The following is a 24,439-nucleotide window of genomic DNA, read 5'->3' as shown; positions in this document are numbered from 1 at the left end:
CACGGTGACGCCGCACCCGCGACGAACAGCACCAAGCGCCGTCAGCGCCGCGCAGGCGCGTGCACCGCCTCGAGCACCTCGGTCCCCATGGTCCGCAGCGCCTCGACCACGGCCAACCGCCGCTGCAACGAAGCGTCGTCGAACGTGACGGTCACGGCGTAGCTGACCGACGACCCGGGCCCCCGCAGGATCCCCGCCTCGGCCCGCACACCGGTGCTCGACCCGGTGACCGCGACGACCTGCAACCCGTGGTCGAGTGCACGGTGCGCCAGGGGGTCGAGCCCGAAGGACCCGGCGACCAGGTTCAGGTCACTCGCCAGGGACAACCAGCCGAGCACCCGGTTCGACACCGCTTCGTCGACGACCTCGCCGAGCGCCAGTCCGCGCATCACCCACGACAGCTCACCGGTGGGTGCGACGGAGGCGTCGGGGGCGTCATCCGGCCCGCGGCGGTCCCGCACCCGGTCGATCAACGCCGTGCGCTCGATGCCCAGGGACTCCGCGCGCTCCCGGACGGCGTCGATGCCCACGGTCGACAGCAGCGCGTTCATGGCCCAGGCGTCGGCGGTTGCTCCGACCAGTGTCGCCAGGTCGGGCACCTGCATGGTCGGCTCCTGCAGGAACTGCCACAGGCCGGCACCGGTCGCGGTGTCGCGGGCCATGCGCTGCAGGCGGTCACCGTGCAGGCGGCCGTCCTCGAGCTGGGCGGCGACCTCGATGAGCAGCAGGACGCGGCCCAGGCTCGCGACCGGCTGCACCAGGGTGTCGTCGATCGCGAGCAGGGCCTTGCCACTGGAGGTGTCGATCACCGAGGCGCTGACCCCGGCGCCCTCGAGCGCGAGGGCACCGAGCGCCTCGGTGGTGGCGGTGAAGCGGTCGTCGGCCCGGCCGCTGTGCCGCCCACGACCGCGGCCGCCACCTGCTGGGCGGTCGTCCGGTCGCCGGCGGCGCGACGACCGGGCCGCGTCCGGCTCCGTCATCACCAGATCGCGACGCGCTCGGCGGGGTCGAGGTACATCGCGTCCTGCTCGGTCACGCCGAAGGTGTCGTACCAGACGTCGATGTTCCGCACGACCTGGTTGCAGCGGAACTCGTTGGGCGAGTGCGGGTCGATGCTCAGCAGTCGAGCCGCCTCTTCCGGGCGGATCGCCATGCGCCAGGCCTGGGCCCAGCTCAGGAAGAAGCGCTCGGCACCGGTGAGGCCGTCGACGACCGGGGGCTCCTGGCCGTCGAGCGACAGCAGGTACGCCTTCCACGCGATCGACAGGCCACCGAGGTCACCGATGTTCTCGCCGATCGTCAGGGCACCGTTCACGTGGCTTTCGGGCACCTCGGTCGGCACCAGGGCGTCGTACTGGGCGATGAGCGCCTTCGTGCGCTCCTCGAACGCCGCGCGGTCGGCCTCGGTCCACCAGTTCTCGAGCTTGCCGTCGCCGTCGTACTGCGACCCCTGGTCGTCGAAGCCGTGGCCGATCTCGTGCCCGATGACGGCACCGATCGCGCCGTAGTTCGCGGCGGCGTCGCGGTCTGCGTCGAAGAACGGGAACTGCAGGATCGCGGCCGGGAACACGATCTCGTTGAAGCCGGGGTTGTAGTACGCGTTGATCGTCTGCGGGGTCATGAACCACTCGTCGCGGTCGATCGGCTTGCCGATCTTGCCGAGCTCGCGGTCGACCTGGAACGAGGCGACGGCGCGGACGTTCGCGACCAGGTCGTCGGAGAGGACGGGCAGCGCCGAGTAGTCGCGCCACTTCACGGGGTAGCCGATCTTCGGCGTGAACTTGTCGAGCTTGTCGAGCGCACGGGCACGGGTCTCGTCGGTCATCCAGTCGAGCGCCGTGATGCTCTGCCGGTACGCCTCGACCAGGTTGGCGACGAGGTCGTCCATCTTGGCCTTCGAGGTCTCGTCGAAGTGCTCCTGCACGTAGATGCGGCCGACGGCCTCGCCCATCGCACCCTCGACCAGTGAGACGCCACGCTTCCAGCGCTCGCGCTGCTTGGGCGCACCGGTGAGTGCGGTGCCGTAGAACGAGAAGTTCGTGGCCGAGAACGCGCTCGTCAGGTACGCGGCGGAGCCACGGATGACCTGCCAGTGCAGCCAGTCCTTCCAGACCTCGAGCGGCTGGTCGTTCAGCAGGTCGGCCAGGCCGGTGATGAACGAGGGCTCGCGCACCACGACGGTCTCGAAGGCGCCGGCCGGGGCGTCGATGGCCTGCCACCAGGTCTGCAGGTCGACGCCCTTCGCGAGCGCGGCGACCTCGGCCCAGGGCAGCTTGTTGTAGGTCTTCTGGCTGTCGCGGGTCGTGACGTTGTCCCAGTGCTGGGCGGCAAGTGCCGTCTCGAGCGCGATGACGTGCTCGGTGCGGGCACCGCCGTCGTCGAGGCCGGCGAGCGGGAACATCGCCGCGACGAACTCGCGGTACTTCTCGCGGATGTCGGCGAAGCGCTCTTCGCGGTAGTAGGACTCGTCGGGCAGCCCGAGGCCGGACTGCTCCAGGAACACGACGTAGGACTCGGGGTCGCCCGGGTCGTTGTCGACGAAGAGCTGCAGGAAGCTCGGCAGGCCGATGCGCTCGAAGCGGCCGACGGCGGCGATGACCTCGGGCACGGACTGGATCTCGGTGATCTCGGCGAGCAGGTGCTCGATCGGTGCGGTGCCGAGCTCCTCGAGCCGCGCTTCGTCGGTGAACGAGGTGAAGAGGTCACCGACCTTGCGCTCCTCGGTGCCGGGGGCGGCCTGCTGCGAGCGCTCGATGATGTCGCGCACGGCGATCTCGGCGGCTTCGGCCAGCACCGTGAAGGAGCCGTACCGGGCCTTGTCGTCGGGGATCGGCGTCGCCTCGATCCAGGTCCCGTTCACGTGGCGGTACAGGTCGTCCTGGGGGCGCACCGCGGGGTCGAGTTCGTCAGTGTGGATGCCGGAGGCACGTGCGACGTCGGTCATGCGGTCCACGATAGCCACCGACCCCATGGGGCAGGTCGATCCGGGTCGTCACCGGCACACGGCTGCCGGTACGGTCATCGCATGGGACTTCCGTGGAAGCTGCACGGGGACGGCAAGACCGTCTCCGCGACGACGATCGTGACGCCGGACGAACGACTCACCTGGCCCCGGACGATCGGCCTGGGCGTGCAGCACGTCGTCGCGATGTTCGGCGCCACGTTCCTGGTGCCGCTGATCACCGGGTTCCCGCCGTCGACGACGCTGCTGTTCAGCGGCATCGGCACGATCCTGTTCCTGCTCATCACCGGCAACCGCCTGCCGAGCTACCTCGGTTCGTCGTTCGCGTTCATCGCCCCGATCGGTGCTGCCACGAAGATCGGCGGGATCCCGCTCGCCCTGTCCGGCATCATCGTCGTCGGCGCGCTGCTCGCGATCGTCGGCCTCGTCGTGCACCTGGCCGGAGCCGGCTGGATCGACCGCCTGATGCCCCCGGTGGTCTCCGGCGCGATCGTCGCGCTGATCGGCTTCAACCTGGCACCGGCCGCCCGCGACAACTTCACGGCGTCCCCGGTCATCGCACTCATCACCCTGGCGGCGATCATCCTGGTCACCGTCCTGTTCAAGGGCCTGATCGGCCGGCTGTCGATCGTCATCGGTGTGCTCGTCGGGTACGTCGCGGCGCTCATCGGCGGGCAGGTCGACTTCTCGAAGGTCGGTGAGGCGAAGTGGATCGGCCTGCCGGACTTCACCGCTCCCGCCTTCGACCCGTCGCAGCTCGCGATCTACCTGGCGTTCGTGCCGGTCGTCCTGGCGCTGGTCGCCGAGAACGTCGGGCACGTCAAGGGCGTCGGACAGCTGACCGGCCGTGACCTCACGCCGCTCACCGGTCGCGCGCTCTTCGCCGACGGCGTCTCGACCGTCCTCGCGGGCGTCGGTGGCGGCTCCGCCACCACCACCTACGGCGAGAACATCGGCGTGATGGCCGCCACCCGCGTCTTCTCCACCGCCGCCTACTGGGTCGCCGCCATCGCGGCCGTCCTGCTCGGCCTGTCGCCGAAGATCGGCGTGGTCATCTCCTCGGTGCCGGCCGGCGTGCTCGGCGGCGCCACCACCGCGCTCTACGGCCTGATCGGCGTCATCGGCATCCGGATCTGGGTCGAGAACCGCGTCGACTTCTCGAAGCCGAAGAACCAGCTGACCGCCGGCATCGCCCTGATCATCGGCATCGCGGACTTCACGTTCCGCTTCGGCCAGGCGAGCTTCGGCGGCATCATCGTCGGCACCATCGCCGCGATCGTCGTCTACCACCTGATGGACGTCATCGGCCGGGCCCGCGGCACCGACGAGCCCTCCACCGAGGTCGCCGAACCCGCGCACGCCGCCACCGGCGCCGTCCCCGCGGAACCGCGCGCCGACTGACGCGAGTGTCCGGCCGGAACGCGCGTCCGGCCTGACGACGTGGGACCACCGGACTGGAGGCCCGTGGCGGACACGGCCACGGGCCTCCAGTCCGTCATGACGCACGTCGACGACGTGGGCCGGTGCGCGAAGATTGCACGATGAGCACGCACCTCGAGCGCACGCGCACCTTCACCGCGATGCACGTCCCCGGCGCACCGGTCGTCCTGCCGAACGTGTGGGATGTCGCGTCCGCACGCATCGTCCTCTCGGCCGGAGCGCGTGCGATCGCGACGACGAGCGCCGGCGTCGCCTGGTCACGCGGTCACCGGGACGGCAACGATCTGACCCGGGACGGCGCGCTGGACGCCGTGCGGCCGATCGCGGCGGCAGTCGACGTCCCGTTGACCGCCGACATCGAGCGCGGGTACGGCGAGACACCGGGCGACGTCGCCTCGACCGTGTCCGCGTTCCTCGGGCTCGGCGTCTCCGGCGTGAACATCGAGGATTCTCTCCGTCCGGTGGCGGAACAGGAGGACCGCATCCGCGCAGCCCGCCAGGCTGCGGATGACGCCGGCATCCCACTCTTCGTCAACGCTCGGATCGACACGCACCTGCTGGGCGTGCCCGGGAGCGACGTCTGGATGGAGGAGTCGCTCTCCCGTGCGAACGCCTACGCCAGGGCCGGCGCCAGTGGCGTCTTCGTGCTCGGAGCGCTGTCGGCCGCCGCGATCTCGACGCTCGTGGACGCGATCGAGCTGCCCCTCAACGTCGCGTTCGGGCCTGGGACCCTGTCGGTCGGTGACCTTGCACGGGCGGGGGCGAGCCGGGTCAGCGCTGGCTCGGCCATCGCCGAAGCCGCGTACAGCGTCGCCGGCGACTGGGCTGCACAGATGTTCGGCACGCCGGGTGCTGTCGTCTCGGCACCGCCGACGCTCGGCTGGGCCGCGCTCAACGGTGTCATCCGCGACTGAAGCCGCGAAACGTCGGACCACCGGACTGGAGGCCCGTGGCGGCGCCGCCACGGGCCTCCAGTCCGTCACGGGTCGCGCCCACCCCGCCTGGTGACCACGACGGGTCGGCATCGCCGACAGAATGGGTCGGTGCACCGACCGACGCGACCCGCTGTGACCGCTGAGCGGCGCGCGGTCGACCGCGACATCGTGCGGCTGGCGGTGCCCGCGCTCGGAGCGCTCGTGGTCGAGCCGCTGTTCCTGCTGACCGACACCGCGCTCGTCGGGCACCTCGGGGCGACGCCGCTGGCGGCCGTCGGGCTCGCGAGTGCCGTGCTGTCGACGGTGACCGGGCTGCTGGTGTTCCTGGCGTACTCGACGACCCCGGCCGTGGCACGGGCGCTCGGTGGTGGCGACCGTCGCGGAGCCGTGCACGCGGGCATCGACGGGATGTGGCTCGCGCTCGTGCTGGGGGTGGTGCTGGCGCTGGTCGGGTGGCCGCTCGCCGGGCCGCTCGTCGACCTGTTCGGTGCCTCAGCCGAGGTGTCGGCCGCCGCGACCGCGTACCTGACCATCTCGCTGATCGGGCTGCCCGGCATCCTGGTGGTGACGGCCTCGACCGGACTGCTGCGTGGGCTGCAGGACACGAAGACCCCGCTCGTCGTCGCGACCATCGGGTTCGTCGCGAACGGGCTGCTGAACGCCGTCCTGATCTACGGCGCCGGCTGGGGCGTCGAGGGATCCGCCGCCGGCACCGTCATCGTGCAGTGGGCGATGGCCGTCGTCTACGTGCGCATCGCGGTGCGGGCCGCGCGGTCGTCGGGGGCGCCGCTGCGACCCGGCGCCTCGGGCGTCGCACGGGCGCTGCGGTCGGGCGCCTGGCTGTTCCTGCGGACCGCGTCGCTGCGGATCGCGATGCTCGCCACCGTCGGGGCCGCCGCCGGGCTGGGGACCACCGGGCTGGCGACGACGCAGGTCGGGCTGACGGTGTTCTCGACGCTGGCGTTCGCGCTCGACGCCCTGGCGATCGCCGGGCAGGCGCTCGTCGGGCACGGACTCGGCGGACGTGACCCGGAGCGGGTGCGACTGGTGACACGACGACTCGTGCTGCTCGGGATCGCCGGTGGCGTGCTGCTCGGGGTGCTGACGCTGGCCGTGAGCGGGGTGCTCGGGCCGGTGTTCTCGGACTCGCGGGCGGTGCGGGACGCGCTGCCCGTCGTGCTGGTGCTCATCGCCGTCGGGATGCCCGTCGCCGGGTACGTGTTCGTGCTCGACGGCGTGCTGATCGGTGCCGGGGACGCGCGGTACCTGGCCATCGCCGGAGGCGCGAACCTCGTCGTGTACCTGCCGCTGCTCTGGTGGGCCGGCGGGACGCTCGCGGGGCTGTGGGCGGCCTTCGCCCTCGGGTACATCGGGGTCCGGGCGGTGACGCTCGGAGTGCGGGCGCACCGGCGCGGCTGGGTGGAACAGGCGTTGGCGCGATGAGCGGGTCGTCTCCGGCTGGGCCTGCTTCTTCTGCCGGGCCTGATTCTCCTGCGGCGCCGTCGTCGTCGGTGGCTTCGTCGGCCGTGCTCGCCACGGTCGGCATCGGGGTGCAGGGCGTCGCGAAGCTGCTCGTGACCGTCGTCGTCGGGCGGGTGTTCGGCACCGAGACCCTCGGGCAGACCACCGCGCTGCTGTCGCTCTCGGTGTTCGTCGCCCTGCTCTGGCCGAACGCCGCGGGCAACACCGCGTCGCGGTTCCTGGCCATCGCGCTGCGGGGTCGCCGCTCGGACGCCGCGGTGAACCGGCTGCTCGGGGCGTCGATGCTGGTGTCGAGCGTGGTGCTCGCGGCGGTCACCGTGCCGATCGCGCTGGCCTGGGGCAACGGTCCCGGGATGGTGCTCGGTGGTGCCGCGGTCGTCGTCGGCTATGGCCTCTACTGCTACGCCCGCGGCGCGCAGCTCGGCTACGACCGGGCACCCCGGGTCGCGCTCTGGGACTCCGTGACGAGCGTGCTGGCGCTCGGGTTGCTCGTGGTGGCCTGCGTCGCGCGGCTCGAGCCCTTCGTGCTGCTGCCCCTGGCCATCGGGTACACGGTGTTCGCGATCGCGTGCTGGCCGCGGGGCAATGGCTTCGCGCCGGCTTCACACGAATCCGCCGCCGGGGTGCTCGGGTTCGCGGCGTGGAACGTGCTGGCGGTGGTGACCTCGAACGGGTTGCTGCAGTTGACGATGATCTCGGCGCAGGTGACGTCGTCGGCGCACGATGCCGGTGTCTACGCGGCCGCGTTCACCCTGGCGACGCCGGCGTCGATGCTCGGGCAGGCGTTGGGGCAGGTGCTCGTGCCGGCGTTCGCGCACCGGTCCGATGGTGGGTCGCTGCGCTCACGCGGGGCGCTGCTGCTCGTCGTCGGGTTCGCTGCTGCGTCCGCCGTCGTCTTCGGCCTGGTCGCCCTGCTCGCCGGGTGGTTCCTACCGATCGTCTACCCCGCCGAGGGCGCCGCTGCCGTCGCGGACCTGCGGTACCTGATGGTCGCGGTGTGGGTGTTCACCGTCGGGCTCGTGCCTGCCGCGTTGCTGCTCGCCGCCGGACGTTCACGCCAGGTCGCGCTGGCCTCGGTCGCCGGGTTCGTCGTCGGGGCTGGGCTCATGGCGGTGCTCGGGCCCGTCGCCGGAGTTGCTGGTGGGACGACGGGGTTCTTGGTGGGGAGTGCGGTGAACCTGGTCGCGGTGGTGGGGCTCGGGGTGCGGCGGCGCTGACCGCTGCGCACATGGGTTGCGATCGCGCGTTGCAACGTTTGGCGTCCCCCCAATGAGAATCAATGCCGACGAGCTATTCGAGAATCCCATGGTCAGAAGGCACGGGACGACAGGGGAACTAAACCACCCGAGGAGAGGTCGCGGCGGACGACCGGCTTTCGGGACGCAGGCGCGTGGGAACTCCCGCCGCAAGCGGTCTCGACTGGAGGCATTGCGCAGCTTTTAGCCATGTTCGACGAGCGGTCAGCGGGAGGGGATAACGGTGCCGGCGTGGAACTGGCGAAGGGGCATCGTCTAAGTTGATGACATGACCGAGACGACGGGCAGGCTGGGCGATCCGGTTCTCCCGGACCAAGACCCGACCCGACCGATGCCGCTGGGCTGGCAGGAGTACTCGGATGCGCTACAGAGCGAGTGGTTCGCGCTGCTCGACCGGGATCCAGAAGAAGAAAGGGTGCAGGAGTTCCTCGAACTGCATCCCGCGCTGATCCCTGGTGGTACCGGCGACATCGGCCCGGGTGGAAACCACGGTTCTGACCTCCAGGTGGTGTTCCGGCAGCCGCGGTTGAAAGGCGCCGGACGGGACTTCGCGCCTGATTTCATGTGGGTCACCCGCTCATCGAGCCTCATCACACCGATTCTGATCGAAATCGAGAAGCCGTCGAAGCGGTGGTTCACCGCCGCGGGACGTCCGACACGCCACTTCGTCGACGCGCACGACCAGTTGCGTGACTGGCGGACCTGGTTTGCAACCGGGTCTAATGCGCAGACGTTCCAGGATCAGTACGCGTTCCTCGGCGATTCCTGGCGAGACCGGACACTTTCACCGCAATACGTCCTCATCTACGGGCGGAAGTCTGAATTCGAGGTCGGCGGTGGCCACAGCGACCCCGCGGCATTGAACCGGAAGCGCGCCCAACTGCGAGGACCGGACGAGACCTTGATGACTTTCGACACACTCCTCCCACGGTTCGAGCAGAGCTCCTCCATCACCGCAACGATGAAGGCCACCGGCCCCGAAGCGTTCACATTCTCACCGCTCTACCGCACGGGACCGCACCTCCTCGGCGAGCTGCAACACCTCGCCGGTGTCGACGATGCGTTGAGCCGGTCGGCCATGATGTCGGAAGAACGCCGTCGGTACCTGGCGGATCGTTGGCAGCATTGGACCGACATGTCCGCCCGGGAAGCGAAGTCTGGCCGGCGATGGGTGCAGCAGATGGGACGCGAGTAGACGCGCCGTCACCGCGTGGGCGGGGACGACGCCAACGTGTCGGTAAGGAATTCGGTGATGGCGACCGTGGCGTTGAAGACTAGTCGAGCGTGACGACGTTCAGCAGGAGTCGCGTCCGCACGACCACGACCGGTTCCCATCGCGTTCCGCAACTCCGACATATTCAGCACCACCGACCGAAGGTTGCGGAGCATCCCCTTCAACGCCTCAGACGCGCGGCTATCGTCCGGTACGGCGTTGGCATAGATGCTGCGAATCTGCCCTCGGACTACCGGCCTGTTGTGGACATGTTCATCCGGCAGCGTCGACGGTCGCAGCGGCCGAACCAGGCCGGCCCTGGACGTGCGGAACACTCGGTGGCGCCCAGTACGGGTGAACGCACGCCCCGGGCTTGTCAAGGACGAATGCGACACTCTGCTCCGCGCGGGTGACCCCGACATAGAGCTTCGCGGCTGCGACATCCTCGAGCTGTTCGCCCTTCTGCAGCAGCCGTCGCATCTTCTCCGTCGGGAAGATCAGCACTCGCTGACGGGTCAAGCCCTTCGACGTTCCAAACGTGAGGAACTCGAGGTGGCCGTGTGACTTCGCTGCCCTTGCGTCCCAGCGCAGCGGTTGCGGCGCGAACTGCTGCATGTAAGCGTCGACGTGCTCGGTGCGGATGAGGAACATGCCGTCGTGATCGGTTCGCCGAGTGTTCCGAGACACGGTCGGCTGGAAGCCCCACGTGTCCGGGAAGAGGTTGTCGGCGAACGCTGCGATATCTGAATGGCACCGCCATGTTTCGTGGCGCTGGACGATGGTCAACCTGCAATTGCGTTCCTGCTCTTGGAACCAGCGCAACATGCCCATGTTCTTAAACTGCTTGTGCTTGCGCTCATCGGGGCTGGTGGAGACCACCGCCTGACGGACGTCGCCAACCATCGTCAGCGGCACCTCGCATTCGAGGAACAAGTCGAGCACTTCCAGGTCGTACCCGCCGAGGTCTTGCACCTCGTCGATGTAGATGTGGTCGTAGAGCTGTTCCACTCGTCGCAGCGGCAGGCCATCGGCACGTTGTACCAGGAGTGTCGCCAGGTTCGCCAGGTGCACACGGCGGACTAGACCGGTAGACGTGAAGTACCGGCGACGCTCCTGCACACCGATGTACTGCTGGTAGAGGCTTTCGTTGTCCATTCCGGTGACGCGTTGCCCGGGGAACATGAACGGCAGGTACGGGCGGACGATGTTGTGCAGTAGGAACGTGAACCACCCAACGACGTCCACGGTCGCAGCGGGACGAGCCGCAGCGAGCCGCCGTCGCAGCTCCAACTGATTGTTCACTGTGTAGGTGATGACGAGGATGCGGGCACTGGCAGGCGCGTCGACGCAGTCGTCGATGATGCTTTGCGTCTTTCGTGATCCGGCGACGGCGAGGACGAGCTCACCGCTCATGGATGAACTCCATCGCTTCGATGAAGTACGACGGCGCAGTCAACGTCGTTGTGGAGTCCGCGATCCGCAACGCCGCTTCGGTCTTGTTGTTCCCCATCCAAGTGCGGATGTCGACATGTGCTGCACGATCCAGAACCGCCCGAAGGATGTCGACGGAGTTCGCGTGCAGGATCTGCGGTTCCAGCGTGGTGCCGTGTCCGACGGTGCCGTACAGCAACTTTCGGTCGTCGCTGATGAGGTCGCCCAATTCTGCGCCTACGGCGTCCAGGTCCGGCTGCTGATGGCCGTCGTTGTCGCTGAGGATCACGCACCGTTTCCCGGCCAGCTTGGCCAACTGCAGGAAGCGCTTCTGCGACAAACCCCGCATCGAGAACACGTCGATGCCGTCGTCGAGGGGCCGGTGACCGTACTTGTCGCAGTAGAACCGTTCAAACAGCAGCTCGTCGGAGGGGCCCTCGACGAGGACAAGCCGGTCCGCCAGAACGAGTCGGAGCGTGTCGAAGCCGGGCAGTTTCCGAAAGTAGCCGACCGTGTCCGCTGGCAACGCGTCGAATGGCTGCACGGTGCCGTCCGACACCAGCCGGAGCCTATCGATGCCCAACCGGTTCAGAACGAACGAGCTGTGGGTGGTTATGAACACCTGCTGCTCGGGATGGGCGAGCGCTTCGATGCGGTCCAGCAGCACGTTCAGGTTCGAGTGCGACAGGTGATTCTCGGGTTCCTCGACCATCACCGCGCCGGCAGCCTCCGCGTGCCGACGCATTGCGAGGACGATCTTCGCCACGGCCTGCTGTCCCTGCCCGGCCAGCGCGAACGGCACCTCGTCCACGTGGGGGATGACGCTGTTATCCCAGGACGTCCGCGAGGAGTGGTCCATCGCCAACGACACCTTGCCGCCGTCGAGGAGCTCATCGCCACTGGCGAGCTTCGTGTTGACGCCGGTGAGGTGTTCCGTGGCGAGCGTCTCCTTAACCTGCCGGAAAGCTGCGGAGATGGTGGTCCGCTCGTCTGGGGTGAGGTGCTCGCCGATGACCTGCCGCAGGTGGTAGTCCATACCTGCGCCGGAGCGAACTGTCCGGGAATCGATCATCGCCAGCCGCAGCGCACGGGGGCGCTGCGTCAGTGTGACGTTTTGAAAGGAACTCCACTCCACCACGTAGTAGTCCGTCGGCAGCAGTGCCGTCTTCGGGTGCTCGACGTATGCGTCGAACTCCTCCTGATACTCGAGGTTGAGTCGGACAATGAGTCGCACACCCGGCGCGTGCCCGGTGGGCTGGAGCAGGTCGTCCGCTCCGACCAGTTCCGCGAACTCCGGCCGGGACTGCAACGTCACTTCGATGCTGATTGTCGGTGGCGCAGGGTTCGCTCCCGCAGCCCGCGCGGCGAAGAACGCGGCAACATCGTCACGGTTGAACCAGTACGGGTGAAGCTCCTCGCTCGCCGGGCGGCCGTTCATCCTGCCGGTAACCGCCAGGTTGATCGATTCCAGGAGGGTCGACTTCCCGGATTGGTTGTTCCCCACCAACACGTTGAATTCCGGGTGCGGCCGGAAGTCCAAGTCGCGGAACTTCCGGTAGCCGCGGATTCGTACGCGTTCGATCATGCTGGTTCCCCCAGGTCGGCGTCGCCCCATCGGGTGTGTGACGAGTCACCAGCAGCCTTGCATGAACACCCGGCACCACTCGGTAACGGCGCGGCGGCGACCACGGGACAACTTCACTCACCCTCGGGATGCGCCCTCGAGTAGCGTCCACCCGTCGCACCCAGCGGAACAACGGCGCCGAACGCTACGACCAGACCGCCTGGAGTGACATGACTGCAACACCCCACGCCATCCGCTGCCGCTCGAACTGGCCAGGACGACCCAGGGGAACGTCATCCGGGTCGCGCTCGTCGCGGCGCGCTGCTGTACGGCTACGACCCGGGTCTCATCTCCGGAACGCTCATCGATTCGAGCGACGTTAGCGCCTTTGACGGCGAGCATTCGGGCGACGGCGAACGTGATGCAGATGGGGGCTGCGTCGCGCCACTGGTCATGGACGCCGAGGACCTGCTTTTCCATCAATCCACACGCGGCGTCGGCGGACATCGAAGAGCAGCACCATCTCACTTTGTTCCGCGAGAGCAATCGATGTCTGCATCACCGTCCGCGGCGCCAACTGCAGCATCTCCGCCTCAGGTTCCGGTTCGCCGCGCGGATGTCTCGTCCATGCCGGGAAGTGTGCACGGCGGCCGTCGTCGAGGCGGATCGTGTCGTGCGATTCAACGACCGCGGCAAGCCCGGCGACCTTGAGGACGGCGAGGGTGTCGGTGAGATCGTGGTATCGCCGAGTCCGGACGGCATCGTGATCTCAGGTCGACCGGCGTAGGCAATCGGCTCTCGAATGTGCTCGCCACGGTAGAGGGAGTGATTGCGGGTGGTGCGATGCTCTGGGGGCTCGCGCATCAGCGCATCTTCACCTGGTCCCTCGTCGGGTCGCCCAACGGCCATGTCCGCAGAAGGATCGGCTATCGAGACGGCCCTTGCCGCAGTGCTCGAGTGGGGAATCGGACGCCCGCCGGGCTCCTAGTCGGTCAGCCCGTGCCGTAGCATCCATAAGATGCGAACAATGCGCAGCTTTCAGACCGCGGACGTGTCTGATCCAGTGATGGCGAAGTACTCGATGGTTGCCGCTGTACTGGAGGCAACCTTGTACTCGCTCAAGATGGCACGGGTCGATCGCCTTGGGGGGTACGACAAGATCACCCTGGAGGATCTCGCACGCGAGTTCCGAGAGGGCTCGGGGGACGCCGGTATCTGCTTCGAGTGGACCGTTCACGACGCGATCGCGCGTCGTGACCCGTTGATCCACCCACTTGCGAGCCAGGTGTTGGAGGACTTCTGCGGAATCGGCGACGGAGCCGACTCCATCCTCTTCGGCCCAGAGAAGGATGGGCGTATCCCGATCCTTGAGTCGGTAAACGAGGCCCTCACCCCAGACTCGCGACTCTACGTAGGCAAGCGCGGCCATCCGCCCAAGCTCCAGCGCTATATTCCGGACATAATCGAAGCTTTCTATGCCAAGGGTGATGGGGAAAAGCTGCCGCGTTCGATATCTGGGATCTGGAAGGCCGATCTGTTCATTGGCAATCCGCAGTCCGATAAATGGGTGGGCACAACAGTGAAGTCTCGAGCGGGTGGCCTCCAGGGCGCGTCCGGCCTGCGGATCGGAATCTACCCCTCAGAAAGCCCGCGCGACACGCCCCGGAGGGACGGAAGACTGGGTCTCATCCGCCTTCCCCTGCCGTACGACGGCGGTTTCAGTGAGCTTTACTACAAAAGCTTCTTTCTTGTTCGGGCGTTTCTTCGCGCTGACGCACTGCTGCCAAGCAGGGTAGATCTCCCAGACGCGGAAGATCGATACATCACGGACGAACTCCGCGCGCGGGCTGAGTTCCCGGTTCGAGAGGTGATCGGGGCGGTTCGAGCAATGTCGCAATCGGATCTTCTCGAAACGGAAGATGTGCAACTTGTGCAGTCTGACGTTTCCCTAAGCGTGGATGGGCTTGCAGAAACAGCAGATGATGACACCGAAGGTGCAGTCTCGTTGGCGCCGGCACCGCTCCTAGAAGGCTGAGTGCGTTCCCTGCGGCCTCGGCTCGCATCTCGGGCCGCAGGGAGTCGGTCTACAGTCCCCGTCGTGATTGACGCCGACCGTGACGCCCTGCAGTCGCCGCTCACCAGTCCCGACAGGGGATCGGCTATCAACACTTTTGGGTAGGTACCTGATCAGGTCGTGAAGGCCCGGGTTGGCCATGCGTCGTAGCCGCTTTCCAGGGCCCACGGGCTGTTCGGTTGATCAGCCGGCGGTGATCGCCTGGATAACGCCATGGATGCCGTCGCCTGCTTCCACGGTGGTGTTGTAAAACGAGGCGGCGCGCTCTGTGCCCCTGAGTAGGCGCGCGAGCACGGTGACGACGTTCGGGTGCCGGCTGACGTTTTGCCGCAGTTCCGTGTTCGCCAGGAGGCGGCCGATGAGCAGGTCACGCTCCTGGGCGACACCCTCCGCGCCGGTCATCTTAAACGTCTGGGCGGTGCGCCGCAGCGCGTCGGCGAGGGTGTAGAGCAAGGCGCGAACGTCGGGTTCGAGCGTCGTGTCATCAGCCAGGAGCGTGCTGAGCTCGTCCGCGGTGGACGCCACGGCATCGAGGAGGTCTGTGGCATCGGCCGGCGACCCGGCGTGGCGCTTAAGCAGCGCGCTCGCGGACAAGATGCGGTCGACCTGAGCGTCCGAGTACTTCCCCACGAAGTGAACGAGCTGGCCGCTCTGGTTCTGCACTCCGAAGTAGATCGCGCTTTCGATGGCAGGGAGGGGTTCGAGGAAGAAGTCGTACGGGACCATCCCGCCCGTATCCGGGAGGCCCGCGAATGCGGTGCGCACTTGGCCGGGCAGTAGCGCCATCTGTGCGACCGCCTGGATGTAGTCGACAGAGTCCTCGTCTACTTCCAAGTACGAAGCCCACTCCGCCCCTGTCCGCTGGCCTCCGTTTTTGCGCTTGCAGTGGTCGAGCAGCCCGTGCAGGCGGGCGGCAGGGTCGAGCGATTCGGGCATGTGTTCCTCCAGAAGAAGGCTAGTTCCACCGACCGACGAAATGACCGGCCCTGAGCGGGTCGGCGCGCGCTTCGCTTGCTACGGCGAAGACCGTCGAGTTGTCTTCTCATAGGGATTACCGGCTGCAAGCGAGACTCGTCGGCGCGAGGCAGGGCGCCGACCCTCGGTCTGAGCATGCGACAACTGCTCGGCATTGCCCTACTTTTCCTGTGAGCCCTGCCATCTCTGGCTGGACGTAACCCGAATCCAGGAGTTCCAGTGTCCGACACCCTGCCCGTCGCCCCCTCTCAGCCGGCGCCGCCACCGCGTTCCCAGAGCAACGGTTACGGCATTACCGCTCTGATCCTGGGCATCGTCACGATGGTCGGGTTCGCGATCCCAGTCGTGAACTACCTGGCCATCGTCACAGGCGCTGTGGGTGTCGTGTTCGGCATCATCGGACTCGTGATCAAGTTCCGCCCGCGGAAGGCTGCGATCGCTGGCCTGATCTTGTCCGGTGTGGGCTTGCTGCTCTCGATCGTCCTCGCTGTCGTCTACACCGCGGCTTTCGCTAGTGCAGCGAAAGCATTTGAGGAAGACGCCGTGCCGACGGCTGGTGGGCCTTCAACGTCGGCCTCTGCTGAAGCCGACAGTGCCGCAGCGTCGTTCAAGGACGGCGTGTTGACGACACCGAAGTACAAGATCGAGATCACCAGTCACCGAGTGATCGCTGTGGGGCAGCCCGGCAACGAGTCCGGCACGAAGCCGGTCATCGCGATCGTCTACAAGACCACCAACCTCACGAGCACGGCGACAGACCCGATCACCGCATGGATTGGTTCCTTCACCGCGACGCAGGACAACGACCCGAACGCGGTCAACACCCTCGACGTGGGTACCTTGCCGGACGAGCAGTACCTCGACTCGCAGACCCAGCAGATCAAGGAAGGCGGCACGGTCGAAAACGCGATCGCGTACGAACTCGACGACACCAACACCGCGGTAGAACTCTCCGCCAAAGATAACCTTTTCGGCGACGAGCTCGGCACCGTCACCTACCAACTGCAGTAGATCAGTCGCCGCAAATTCACTGGCCGCGTCGACTGCCGATAGTAGGACGTAGAAGACGCACAAGCGTCTCGGGAAGAGGAGAACAAAATGCCCGAAATCATCAGCGTCCGTTGCTACGTCGAGCAGTACGAGAGCACGACGCGGCCGGTGGGCTACCGGCTCCTGGAGAAGCAGACCGGGCGGCGCGTCGTCCTCGGGGAGACGACTACCGCCGGACTGGAGCACTTCATGCAGTTCATCGGCGCCACCGTCGCCAACCGTGACAGCTTCCCTGCTCTGTTCAGCCAGCACGACGACAGCGACGCCATCGTCGTCCGTGGACAGGTCGCCGCGGACAGCGCCGACGAGCTGCTCTTCAAGTACGACCAGCAGTTGTCCTACTTGCTCGACTGATCCCAGAATCAGGGTGGAGGGCCGCACCGCGGGTGTGGCCCTTCACGCTGTGCGGCCAGGGATCGGATGCGAGACAGCGCAGATCGCCAGGAGTCGGCCGATCCTCGCGGCATCAACGCTTTTCTCATCGGGTACGCCCGCGTCTCAACCCACGAATAAGACCTCACCGCTCAACGGATCGCGCTTGAGCGGCTCGGAGTCCTCACGGTCACATCCACACCGACCACGGTCTGACCGGTACGAATCGCTCGAGACCCGGTCTCCGCGAAGCGCTTGCGTCCTGCCGTGACGGAGACACGCTTGTGATTGCGAAGCTGGACCGATTGGCCCGGAGCCTCCGCGACGCGAAGGACGTCGTCGATGAGCTCACCGCGAAGGACGTCAAGCTCAACATCGGTGGCTCCGTCCATGATCCGAACGATCCCGTGGGTCGGCTGCTGTTCAACGTCCTCGCGATGGTTGCCAAGTTCGAATCGGACCTGATCCGAACCCGGACACGCGGAGGGATGCAGTTAGCCAAGGCAAAGGGGCATCTCCGCGGTCGCCAGCCCAAGCTCAGCGCTGCCCAGCAACGACATCTCCTCGAGGTGCACCAAGCCGATCTGCTTCCGCACACGGGTCCGAAAGCGGATCGGCTATCTCGAAGTGCGCCTTCGTAAGCCATCGGCAGCGAGGATCGATGCCATCGCCGCTGGCCACAGCGCATCCAGCCGCGGCCCCCATGGTTCTGCCATCACCCCACTCTGGCGAAGCGCGGCGACCTCCGACAGGGAGACCCAACGCCAATCCATCACCTCGGCAGGATCCGCTCGCACCGCTGAACCACTCGGCTCCTGCACGACGAAGAGGTCCACGAGCGCCGTCTCCTCGGTGAAGCGGCCGACGCGGCGCAGAGCCTCGGGGTCGACGGTGACGTTGGTCTCCTCGAGCAGCTCTCGGCACGCAGCTGCAGGACCAGTCTCGCCTGCGAACGCGCTCCCACCGGGGAACTCCCACCCGAAGGCGAACTCCTTCGTCGGAGCCCGCTGCGTGAGCAGGACGGTTCCGTCGGCTCGGTAGACGCACACCGTGACCACCAGATGGAACGCCCCGCCCGGCCAACCCGCGTCACCGCGCCGGAACATCCCACCCATCGGCCCCCCGCCGCGTCAACAAGATCCCACCACTCGTCCACACCGCCAGCGTAGGAGCCGGCGGCTCGAACGCCCCATCGGCAGGTCCGGACGCTGAAGGCGCGCACGGAAACGGTCCAGCATGCGCAAGGTTCTCGGTACGGCGGATTCGGACGACGTGAGATCAGCGCGAAGCGGGCGGCGGCCCCGTCGTATCCCCCACCCGCAACTCCGACGTGAACGACGCCGGCTGCGGCTCCGCCCCCTCGAGCATGGCTAGGGCGGCACGTGCGGCGGCCTGACCCTTCTGCACGAACGGCTGCACCAGAGTGGTCAGGTGCCGGATCGGGGTGCGGTGGAGCAGGCTGTCGTCCACCGTGATGCCGTCGAAGCCGACGACGCTGACGTCCTCGGGCACACGGAGTCCGGCATCGAGCGCGGCCGAGATCACCCCGACGGCGATCAGGTCGCTCTGCGCGACGACGGCGGTGGGACGAGGGCTGTCCGGCGCGAAGAGTTCCGTGCCGGCGAGACGTCCCTCTTCCACCGAGCTGCCGGCGGTCTCGATCGCGACGGCGTCCGGGTAGACCTGGCGCACACCACGCAGGCGTTCGAGCGTGGTGAAGGCGATGCCCTCGGCCTGCCGGGCTGCGTCGATCGGGCCACGGCGGCGTGCGGCATCGAGGGGCAGGGTCACGACGGTCACGTCCCGGTGGCTGAGCCCCTGCAGGTACTCCGCAGCACGGCGTGAGGCGTCGCGGTTGTCGAGCTGGACGGGGACGGCACCCTCGATCTCGTCCGCCTCGATCGCGACGACGGGGATCTGCCGACGGCGCAGCACCGCGACGGCAGGGTCGATCCGGACGTTGCACCCGACGAGCACGACGGCGTCCATCGGGGCGTCGACCAACGGGCCGGCGCCCTGCTCGTCGTCGAGCGGACTCCGGACGAGCAACAGCGAGGCACCGGCAGCACCGGCGACCTCGGCGATGCCGTCGAGCGTCAGGACGTTGACCGGGTCACGGAACGCATCGCTCAGGCGCTCGTCCATCACGACACCGATGACACCGGAGCGGCCGCGGCGCAGCGAACGGGCACGGGGATCGGGGCCGCCGTAACCGAGATCGGCGGCGGCGGCGAGGACGCGGGCCTTGGCGTCCTCGGACACCGGGCCGAGGCCACTGAAGGCGAGCGAGGCCGTCGACGGCGCGACACCGGCAGCACGGGCGACCGCTGCCAGCGTCGGGCGCGACGAACGGGTGGCGCCGCCGCGGGAAGGCGACGCGCCGCGTCCTGTTGCCGGTTCGTCCATCGCCCGTTAGCGTAGCCGGAACGAGCAGTCGAATCGATTCGACAGCCGCAAGACCAGCACCGACACGCACCAGAACGCGCAGCACCGAGCGCGCCGCAGCACGATGGGAACCACCATGACGACGCCGTCCACCCGCACCGTCCCGACCACCAAGGCCTGGATCATCGCGGTGTTCGTGGTGTTCACCCTGTCCGGGCTCGACATCGCAACGTGGCTGGGCCGGATCCCGAGCGTCCGCGACTCCCTCGGGGCGAGCACGTTCGAGATGGGTCTGCTCGTGCTCGGCATGGCGGTCGGCTCGATCGGCGGCCTGACGTTCGCCGGGCACATCGTCGCGAAGCTCGGTGCGAGGCGGGGCGTGCAGGTGGCTGCGGCGTGCCTGGCGGTCGGGATGATCTTCGCCGGTGTGGCGGTCACGCTCGGGTGGGGCTTCGCCGCCATCTGGATCGCGCTCATCGCGTTCGGCTTCGGGAACGGCCTGTGCGACGTGTCGATGAACGTCTCCGGCGCCGCCGCCGAGAAGGCCGGTGGCCGCACGATCATGCCGCTGTTCCACGCCGCGTTCAGCCTCGGCACGCTCGCCGGTGCAGGCCTCGGTGCGCTGGCCGAGCGGTTCGAGATCCCGGTGTCGTGGCACTTCATCGTGCTCGTCGTCATCACGAGCGCCGCCATGCTCGTCGCCGTCACGAAGTTCCAGGACGAGCACCGCTTCGAGCAGCCGGTGTCGACCGACACCAGCCCCGTCGCGACCCCGCTCACCCGCTGGCAGGTCTGGGCACAGCCCTCGACGCTGCTCATCGGCGTGATCGTGCTCGGCATGGCGCTGGCCGAGGGGTCCGCGAACGACTGGCTGCCCCTCGCGATGATCGACGGCCACGGGCTCGACAACGCCGGTGGTGCCGCCGTGCTGACGGTGTTCCTGGCCGCGATGACCGCCGGCCGCGTCGCCGGCAGCCCGCTGATCGACAAGTTCGGCCGCGTGCCGATCCTGCGCATCAGCGCCGCCGTCGCGGTGGTCGGCCTCGGCATGCTCATCTTCATCGACAACGTGCCGCTCGCGATCGTCGGCGTCGTGCTCTGGGGCCTCGGTGCCAGCCTCGGCTTCCCGATGGGCATGTCCGCCGCGGCCGACGACCCCCGCACCGCGGCCGCCAAGGTCAGCGCCGTCGCGACGATCGGCTACGTGGCGTTCCTGGCCGGGCCGCCGCTGATCGGGTTCCTCGGCGAGGAGATCGGCCTGCTCGGTGCGCTGCTGATCGTCTTCGTGTTCATCATCGCGGCCGGACTCGCGTCGGGCGCCGCTCGTGAGACCGGCGCCGCCGCCCGCCCGACCCGCAGCACGGGCGACGTGGACGGCGGAGGCGAGCCGCGCCTCCAGGCCGACAGCGCTGCCACCGCTGCCAGCGCTGCCACCGCATCCGACGCTGCCAGCACCCGCGACAGCAGCGACGACGTCGACGGTGGCGGTGCGCGCACCGACGTGCCGTCGGCCCGGGGCCACCACGCCGGTTAGGCTTCCGGGGTGCGTCTCGTCATCGCCCGGTGCTCCGTCGACTACGCGGGCCGGCTCTCAGCCCACCTGCCGCTCGCGACCCGCCTGCTCATGCTCAAGGCGGACGGCTCCCTGCTCGTGCACTCCGACGGCGGCAGCTACAAGCCGCTGAACTGGATGAGCCCGCCCTGCTCGATCGAGATCACCGACCCGGACGAGGAGCAGTCGGTCGCCGGCATCACGCAGGTGTGGACGGTGACGCAGAAGAAGACGCAGGACAAGCTCATCGTCTCCCTGTACGAGGTGGTGTCCGACGAGACCCACGACCTGGGCGTCGACCCGGGCCTGGTGAAGGACGGGGTCGAGGCGCACCTGCAACAGCTCCTGGCCGAGCAGATCGAGCTCCTCGGTGACGGCCACACCCTGGTCCGTCGCGAGTACATGACGGCGATCGGGCCGGTCGACATCCTGGCCCGCGACGACGCAGGGGCGAGCGTCGCGGTCGAGATGAAGCGCAACGCCAACATCGACGCGGTCGAGCAGCTCACCCGGTACCTCGAGCTCATGAACCGCGACCCGCACCTGCGCCCGGTGCAGGGCGTGCTGGCGGCGCAGACGGTGGCACCGCAGGCACGCACCCTCGCCGAGGACCGCGGCATCCGCGTCCTCGTGCTCGACTACGACGCGATGCGCGGCATCGAGGGCGGCCACACCCGCCTGTTCTGACCCGCGTCGGGCCGTCCGGCCTGGAGGCACGGCGCACCCCCGCCCCGCCGCCGACGGATCCCGGATGGTCGCCGCCACGGCCCGGCTAGGGTGGACAGGACATGACCAGCCCGTTCTCCGCCATCCTGTTCGACCTCGACGGCACCATCAGCGACTCCGCTCCGGGCATCCTCGAGAGCCTGACGCACACCTTCCGCACCGTCGGCGTCCCGGTGCCGGACCGCGACACCCTGATGTCGTTCGTCGGTCCGCCGATCATGGACACGTTCCGGATCGCGATGGGCATGGACGACGAACTGGCAGACCGCACCCTCGCCGTCTACCGCGAGCACTACTTCTCGCACGGGGCGCTCGACTCCGCGATGTTCCCGGACATCGACGTCGTGCTGCACACCCTGCACCAGGCGGGGCTGCCGATCTCGACGGCGACGAGCAAGCCGGAGACCCCGGCGACCTACATCCTCGAGCACTACGGGCTCACCGGGGACATCGACATCATCACGGGTGCGAGCGACGACGAGGTGCGGTCGAGCAAGGCCGACGTCGTCGAAGAGGCACTGCGCCGCCTCGACGCCCACGGCTTCGACACCAGCCGCCCGGTGCTGATCGGCGACCGGAAGCACGACGTCGAGGGCGCGACCGTGCACGGCGTCCCGGTCGTCTTCGCCGAGTGGGGTTACGGCTCCCCCGACGAGGCCGAGGGCACCATCGCCCGCGCCGCCACCCCGCTCGACCTGCTGCCGATCCTGCTGCCGTCCGCGACGCCGTCCGCATGAACGACGTTGCACGTCGGGGCCTCCGCGGCGCCGCCTGGCTGCTGCCGGCGGCCATCATCCTGATCGCGCTGAACTTCCGCGGTCCGATCGTCGCGACCGCCCCGGTCATCGGGGACGTCCGCGCCGACCTCGGCCTGACCGCGACGATCGCCGGGCTGCTGACGACGATCCCGGTGCTGTGCTTCGCCCTCGCGACGCCGTTCGCCAGCTGGGTCATCGCGAAGGCCGACCCCGAGCGCGCGGTCTCGCTGTCGCTCGTCATCGTGCTCGTCGGCACCGTCGTGCGCTCGATGCCCTCGTCGGCGGCGCTGCTGATCGGCACCGCGGTCATCGGCATCGGCATCACGATCGGCAACGTGGTGATCCCGGTGGTCATCCGGCGGGACACCTCGCCGGAACGCGTCGGCCTGGTCACCGGCGTCTACACGTCGGCGCTCAACGTCGGGTCGATGATCACGTCGCTCGGCACCGCTCCCCTGGCGGCCCTGTGGGGCTGGCCGGTCGCCATCGCGATCTGGGCGGTCTTCGCGCTCATCGCCGCCGCGGCCTGGACCTACACGGTCGGTGCTCGGGCCGCCTGGCGACGTCCGCTGCCGTCCGAGCGGGACGAACCGCTGCCCGTCACCGGCCCGATCGACCAGGTGCTCGACACCGGGGCGATCCGGACCGCCCGCGCCGCCGAGGCCGCCCGGGTCGCCGCCGCCGAGCCCATCCGACCGGCACGACGGCTCATCACCTGGGGCCTGACGCTGGCGTTCGGTGGTCAGGCGTTCTCGTACTACGCCCTCACCGCGTGGATCCCGACGCTGCTGCACGACGAGATCGGCTTCTCGAAGGCGTCGTCGGGCGCGAGCTCGTCGGTGTTCCAGATCCTGGCCGTCGTCGGGGCGCTCGGTGTCCCGCTGCTCGCGACCCGGTGGCGTCCGGCGGCGATCATCGCCCTGGTCGGCACCCTGTGGCTGGCCATGCCGCTCGGGCTGCTGTTCGCCCCGCAGCTCTGGTTGCTGTGGTCCGTGCTCGGCGGCGCAGCCCAGGGCGGTGGCATCACCGTGATCTTCATCGTCATCGTGCGGATCGTCTCGAGCGACGCCGACGCCCGCCGGATGTCCGCGTTCGTGCAGGGCGGCGGGTACCTGCTCGGGTCGGCAGGGCCGCTCGTCGCCGGTGCCCTGCACGGTGCGACGGGGAACTGGACGGCGCCGCTGCTCGTCGTGCTCGTCGCGGTGCTCACCCTCGGTGTCGTCGGGACGTTCGCCGCGCGACGGGTGTCCTGACCCCGAACCCGGACGCCGGCTGAGACCCCGCTCCGGCTCGACCCCCGAGGCGCTGACCGACGGGGGCCGCACCCGCACGACCCCTCAGCGCGCGGACCGGCTTCGCGGCCAGCTGGCGGCACGGTCCCGGCCGGTCGTCATCCCGGACGGCCAAGGTCCGGAGAGTGGACATCCGACGACCCGCCCGGTGGCGGGACCAGCCGCTCGCAGCACGGCTCACCCTGCTCGTGATCGCGGGCGGCACGACCGTGCTGCTCGCCTGGAACCTGGGCCGTGGCGGGGACTTCAGCTTCTACCAGGCCTCGGCGCGGTCGATGTCCGAGTCGTGGCCGGCACTGTTCTCGGGCGCATTCGACCCCTCCGCGACGGTGACGCTCGACAAGCTCAGCGGCTTCGCCGTCCCGCAGGCGCTGAGCCTCCGGCTGTTCGGGCACTCCACCGCCGCGCTCGCGTTCCCCCAGGTCGTCGAGGGGCTCGTCACCCTGTGGGCCTGCTCGTTGGTCGGGCTCCGCTGGGCCGGGGTCGGCACGGGCCTCGTCGCCGCCGCAGCAGCCGGGTCGACGCCGGTCTTCGTGTCGATGTTCGCGCACCCGATGGAGGACGGTATGGTCACCGCCGCGCTGGCCGTCGCCCTGCTGTGCTGGCAGCACGCGGCACTGACCGGGCGCTGGTGGCCGCTCGTCGCCGCGGGCCTGGCCGTCGGCGTCGGGTTCCAGGCGAAGATGGTGCAGGCGTGGTTCGTCCTGCCGGCACTGCTGCTCGGCACCCTGCTGGCCTCGGCCCGGCACGACGGCCGTCCCTTCCGCTTCGGCACCCGGGTGGTCCGTGCCGGGGTGCTCGGGATCGTCGCGGTCGTGGCCTCGCTGTCGTGGGTCACCGCGCTGGCGCTCACCCCGTCGGGTTCGCGGCCGTGGGCCGACGGCTCCACCGACGACAGTCCGCTCGCCATGGTGTTCGGGTACAACGGCATCGACCGGTTCCTGCCCGGCGCGGTGCCCGGATCCGTCCGGT

Annotated in this window: 21 protein-coding genes and 2 pseudogenes; 15 read left to right on the top strand and 8 right to left on the bottom strand. The window is 68.6% G+C overall.

Features of this window, described 5'->3' with window-relative positions:
• Nucleotides 1-41: 41 nt before the first annotated feature.
• Together DEJ19_RS00585 and DEJ19_RS00580 are read right to left on the bottom strand one after the other, a co-directional pair.
• Complete coding sequence (locus DEJ19_RS00585) at nt 42-980, bottom strand: serine hydrolase (RefSeq protein ID WP_071404465.1); 939 nt, start codon at nt 978-980, stop codon at nt 42-44.
• Nucleotides 980-2,944, bottom strand: a complete 1,965-nt coding sequence (locus DEJ19_RS00580; RefSeq protein WP_111232684.1) for a M13 family metallopeptidase — start codon at nt 2,942-2,944, stop codon at nt 980-982. Before DEJ19_RS00580 ends, DEJ19_RS00585 begins: the two co-directional genes overlap by 1 nt.
• A gap of 81 nt (nt 2,945-3,025) precedes the next feature.
• On the opposite strand from DEJ19_RS00580, the gene DEJ19_RS00575 reads away from it, so the two are divergent.
• The 5 genes from DEJ19_RS00575 (at nt 3,026) to DEJ19_RS00555 (ending at nt 9,270) form a co-directional block, all read left to right on the top strand.
• On the top strand, nt 3,026-4,363 hold the full coding sequence (locus DEJ19_RS00575) for a uracil-xanthine permease family protein (RefSeq protein WP_111232484.1): 1,338 nt from the start codon (nt 3,026-3,028) through the stop codon (nt 4,361-4,363).
• A 140-nt stretch (nt 4,364-4,503) separates the two neighbouring features.
• Nucleotides 4,504-5,316 (top strand): isocitrate lyase/PEP mutase family protein, encoded by an 813-nt coding sequence (locus DEJ19_RS00570; protein WP_111232485.1) that lies wholly within the window; start codon nt 4,504-4,506, stop codon nt 5,314-5,316.
• Between the two features lie 153 nt (nt 5,317-5,469).
• Nucleotides 5,470-6,780 (top strand): MATE family efflux transporter, encoded by a 1,311-nt coding sequence (locus tag DEJ19_RS00565; protein ID WP_111232486.1) that lies wholly within the window; start codon nt 5,470-5,472, stop codon nt 6,778-6,780.
• Between the two features lie 68 nt (nt 6,781-6,848).
• Nucleotides 6,849-8,036: a lipopolysaccharide biosynthesis protein gene (locus DEJ19_RS00560; protein WP_111232487.1), complete on the top strand. Its 1,188-nt coding sequence runs from the start codon at nt 6,849-6,851 to the stop codon at nt 8,034-8,036.
• Nucleotides 8,037-8,343: 307 nt separating this feature from the next.
• Complete coding sequence (locus DEJ19_RS00555) at nt 8,344-9,270, top strand: Shedu anti-phage system protein SduA domain-containing protein (protein WP_111232488.1); 927 nt, start codon at nt 8,344-8,346, stop codon at nt 9,268-9,270.
• 8 nt (nt 9,271-9,278) lie between these two features.
• Here DEJ19_RS00555 and DEJ19_RS21980 read toward each other — a convergent pair whose 3' ends face one another.
• From DEJ19_RS21980 to DEJ19_RS00545, 3 genes are read right to left on the bottom strand one after another with little or no spacing between them, the layout of a single operon-like run.
• Nucleotides 9,279-9,623, bottom strand: coding sequence for an abortive infection family protein (locus DEJ19_RS21980; protein WP_502869781.1), 345 nt, complete (start codon nt 9,621-9,623; stop codon nt 9,279-9,281).
• On the bottom strand, nt 9,562-10,701 hold the full coding sequence (locus DEJ19_RS00550; RefSeq protein WP_111232490.1) for a DEAD/DEAH box helicase family protein: 1,140 nt from the start codon (nt 10,699-10,701) through the stop codon (nt 9,562-9,564). The genes DEJ19_RS21980 and DEJ19_RS00550 overlap by 62 nt, the downstream gene beginning before the upstream one ends.
• Nucleotides 10,691-12,304: an ATP-dependent nuclease gene (locus tag DEJ19_RS00545; RefSeq protein WP_111232491.1), complete on the bottom strand. Its 1,614-nt coding sequence runs from the start codon at nt 12,302-12,304 to the stop codon at nt 10,691-10,693. The genes DEJ19_RS00550 and DEJ19_RS00545 overlap by 11 nt, the downstream gene beginning before the upstream one ends.
• A gap of 367 nt (nt 12,305-12,671) precedes the next feature.
• On the opposite strand from DEJ19_RS00545, the gene DEJ19_RS00540 reads away from it, so the two are divergent.
• Both DEJ19_RS00540 and DEJ19_RS00535 read left to right on the top strand, forming a co-directional pair.
• Nucleotides 12,672-13,070 carry a hypothetical protein gene (locus tag DEJ19_RS00540; RefSeq protein ID WP_146250604.1) on the top strand — a complete coding sequence of 133 codons (399 nt, stop codon included), beginning with the start codon at nt 12,672-12,674 and terminating at the stop codon, nt 13,068-13,070.
• Between the two features lie 279 nt (nt 13,071-13,349).
• Entirely contained in the window at nt 13,350-14,318 is a 969-nt protein-coding gene (locus tag DEJ19_RS00535) for a hypothetical protein (protein WP_146250605.1), read from the top strand.
• A gap of 222 nt (nt 14,319-14,540) precedes the next feature.
• Here the strand turns inward: DEJ19_RS00535 and DEJ19_RS00530 are convergent, their stop codons facing one another.
• Nucleotides 14,541-15,293 (bottom strand): hypothetical protein, encoded by a 753-nt coding sequence (locus DEJ19_RS00530; protein ID WP_111232493.1) that lies wholly within the window; start codon nt 15,291-15,293, stop codon nt 14,541-14,543.
• Between the two features lie 258 nt (nt 15,294-15,551).
• On the opposite strand from DEJ19_RS00530, the gene DEJ19_RS00525 reads away from it, so the two are divergent.
• The 3 genes and pseudogenes from DEJ19_RS00525 to DEJ19_RS00515 form a co-directional block, all read left to right on the top strand.
• Entirely contained in the window at nt 15,552-16,343 is a 792-nt protein-coding gene (locus tag DEJ19_RS00525; RefSeq protein WP_220035282.1) for a DUF5067 domain-containing protein, read from the top strand.
• Nucleotides 16,344-16,430: 87 nt separating this feature from the next.
• Nucleotides 16,431-16,736 (top strand): hypothetical protein, encoded by a 306-nt coding sequence (locus DEJ19_RS00520; protein WP_111232494.1) that lies wholly within the window; start codon nt 16,431-16,433, stop codon nt 16,734-16,736.
• Between the two features lie 177 nt (nt 16,737-16,913).
• Nucleotides 16,914-17,332, top strand: a pseudogene (locus DEJ19_RS00515) (recombinase family protein); the annotation flags it as partial.
• Nucleotides 17,333-17,371: 39 nt separating this feature from the next.
• Here DEJ19_RS00515 and DEJ19_RS00510 read toward each other — a convergent pair.
• Nucleotides 17,372-17,869 (bottom strand): NUDIX domain-containing protein, encoded by a 498-nt coding sequence (locus tag DEJ19_RS00510; protein WP_111232495.1) that lies wholly within the window; start codon nt 17,867-17,869, stop codon nt 17,372-17,374.
• Nucleotides 17,870-18,032: 163 nt separating this feature from the next.
• Nucleotides 18,033-19,160: a substrate-binding domain-containing protein gene (locus DEJ19_RS00505; RefSeq protein ID WP_111232496.1), complete on the bottom strand. Its 1,128-nt coding sequence runs from the start codon at nt 19,158-19,160 to the stop codon at nt 18,033-18,035.
• Between the two features lie 115 nt (nt 19,161-19,275).
• On the opposite strand from DEJ19_RS00505, the gene DEJ19_RS00500 reads away from it, so the two are divergent.
• The 5 genes and pseudogenes from DEJ19_RS00500 to DEJ19_RS00480 form a co-directional block, all read left to right on the top strand.
• Complete coding sequence (locus DEJ19_RS00500; RefSeq protein ID WP_258377337.1) at nt 19,276-20,673, top strand: MFS transporter; 1,398 nt, start codon at nt 19,276-19,278, stop codon at nt 20,671-20,673.
• A gap of 9 nt (nt 20,674-20,682) precedes the next feature.
• Complete coding sequence (nucS, locus tag DEJ19_RS00495) at nt 20,683-21,378, top strand: endonuclease NucS (RefSeq protein ID WP_111232497.1); 696 nt, start codon at nt 20,683-20,685, stop codon at nt 21,376-21,378.
• 101 nt (nt 21,379-21,479) lie between these two features.
• The gene (locus DEJ19_RS00490; RefSeq protein ID WP_111232498.1) at nt 21,480-22,154 is read left to right on the top strand and encodes an HAD hydrolase-like protein; all 675 of its coding nucleotides are present in this window, start codon (nt 21,480-21,482) and stop codon (nt 22,152-22,154) included.
• Nucleotides 22,151-23,428: an MFS transporter gene (locus DEJ19_RS00485; RefSeq protein ID WP_111232499.1), complete on the top strand. Its 1,278-nt coding sequence runs from the start codon at nt 22,151-22,153 to the stop codon at nt 23,426-23,428. The genes DEJ19_RS00490 and DEJ19_RS00485 overlap by 4 nt, the downstream gene beginning before the upstream one ends.
• A gap of 314 nt (nt 23,429-23,742) precedes the next feature.
• A pseudogene (locus DEJ19_RS00480) lies at nt 23,743-24,288 on the top strand (ArnT family glycosyltransferase); the annotation flags it as partial.
• Between the last annotated feature and the right edge of the window lie 151 nt (nt 24,289-24,439).

The organism is Curtobacterium sp. MCSS17_016, assembly GCF_003234255.2.
Lineage (GTDB): Bacteria > Actinomycetota > Actinomycetes > Actinomycetales > Microbacteriaceae > Curtobacterium > Curtobacterium flaccumfaciens.
This window is presented reverse-complemented; position numbering and strand designations above follow the sequence as displayed.

What these genes read in the sequence shown, in the direction of transcription:
- DEJ19_RS00585 (WP_071404465.1), bottom strand. Translation starts at nt 980, where the DNA reads ATGACGGAGCCGGACGCGGCCCGGTCGTCGCGCCGCCGGCGACCGGAC.
- DEJ19_RS00580 (WP_111232684.1), bottom strand. Translation starts at nt 2,944, where the DNA reads ATGACCGACGTCGCACGTGCCTCCGGCATCCACACTGACGAACTCGAC.
- DEJ19_RS00575 (WP_111232484.1), top strand. Translation starts at nt 3,026, where the DNA reads ATGGGACTTCCGTGGAAGCTGCACGGGGACGGCAAGACCGTCTCCGCG.
- DEJ19_RS00570 (WP_111232485.1), top strand. Translation starts at nt 4,504, where the DNA reads ATGAGCACGCACCTCGAGCGCACGCGCACCTTCACCGCGATGCACGTC.
- DEJ19_RS00555 (WP_111232488.1), top strand. Translation starts at nt 8,344, where the DNA reads ATGACCGAGACGACGGGCAGGCTGGGCGATCCGGTTCTCCCGGACCAA.
- DEJ19_RS00550 (WP_111232490.1), bottom strand. Translation starts at nt 10,701, where the DNA reads ATGAGCGGTGAGCTCGTCCTCGCCGTCGCCGGATCACGAAAGACGCAA.
- DEJ19_RS00545 (WP_111232491.1), bottom strand. Translation starts at nt 12,304, where the DNA reads ATGATCGAACGCGTACGAATCCGCGGCTACCGGAAGTTCCGCGACTTG.
- DEJ19_RS00535 (WP_146250605.1), top strand. Translation starts at nt 13,350, where the DNA reads ATGGCGAAGTACTCGATGGTTGCCGCTGTACTGGAGGCAACCTTGTAC.
- DEJ19_RS00530 (WP_111232493.1), bottom strand. Translation starts at nt 15,293, where the DNA reads ATGCCCGAATCGCTCGACCCTGCCGCCCGCCTGCACGGGCTGCTCGAC.
- DEJ19_RS00520 (WP_111232494.1), top strand. Translation starts at nt 16,431, where the DNA reads ATGCCCGAAATCATCAGCGTCCGTTGCTACGTCGAGCAGTACGAGAGC.
- DEJ19_RS00510 (WP_111232495.1), bottom strand. Translation starts at nt 17,869, where the DNA reads ATGGGTGGGATGTTCCGGCGCGGTGACGCGGGTTGGCCGGGCGGGGCG.
- DEJ19_RS00505 (WP_111232496.1), bottom strand. Translation starts at nt 19,160, where the DNA reads ATGGACGAACCGGCAACAGGACGCGGCGCGTCGCCTTCCCGCGGCGGC.
- DEJ19_RS00500 (WP_258377337.1), top strand. Translation starts at nt 19,276, where the DNA reads ATGACGACGCCGTCCACCCGCACCGTCCCGACCACCAAGGCCTGGATC.
- DEJ19_RS00490 (WP_111232498.1), top strand. Translation starts at nt 21,480, where the DNA reads ATGACCAGCCCGTTCTCCGCCATCCTGTTCGACCTCGACGGCACCATC.
- DEJ19_RS00485 (WP_111232499.1), top strand. Translation starts at nt 22,151, where the DNA reads ATGAACGACGTTGCACGTCGGGGCCTCCGCGGCGCCGCCTGGCTGCTG.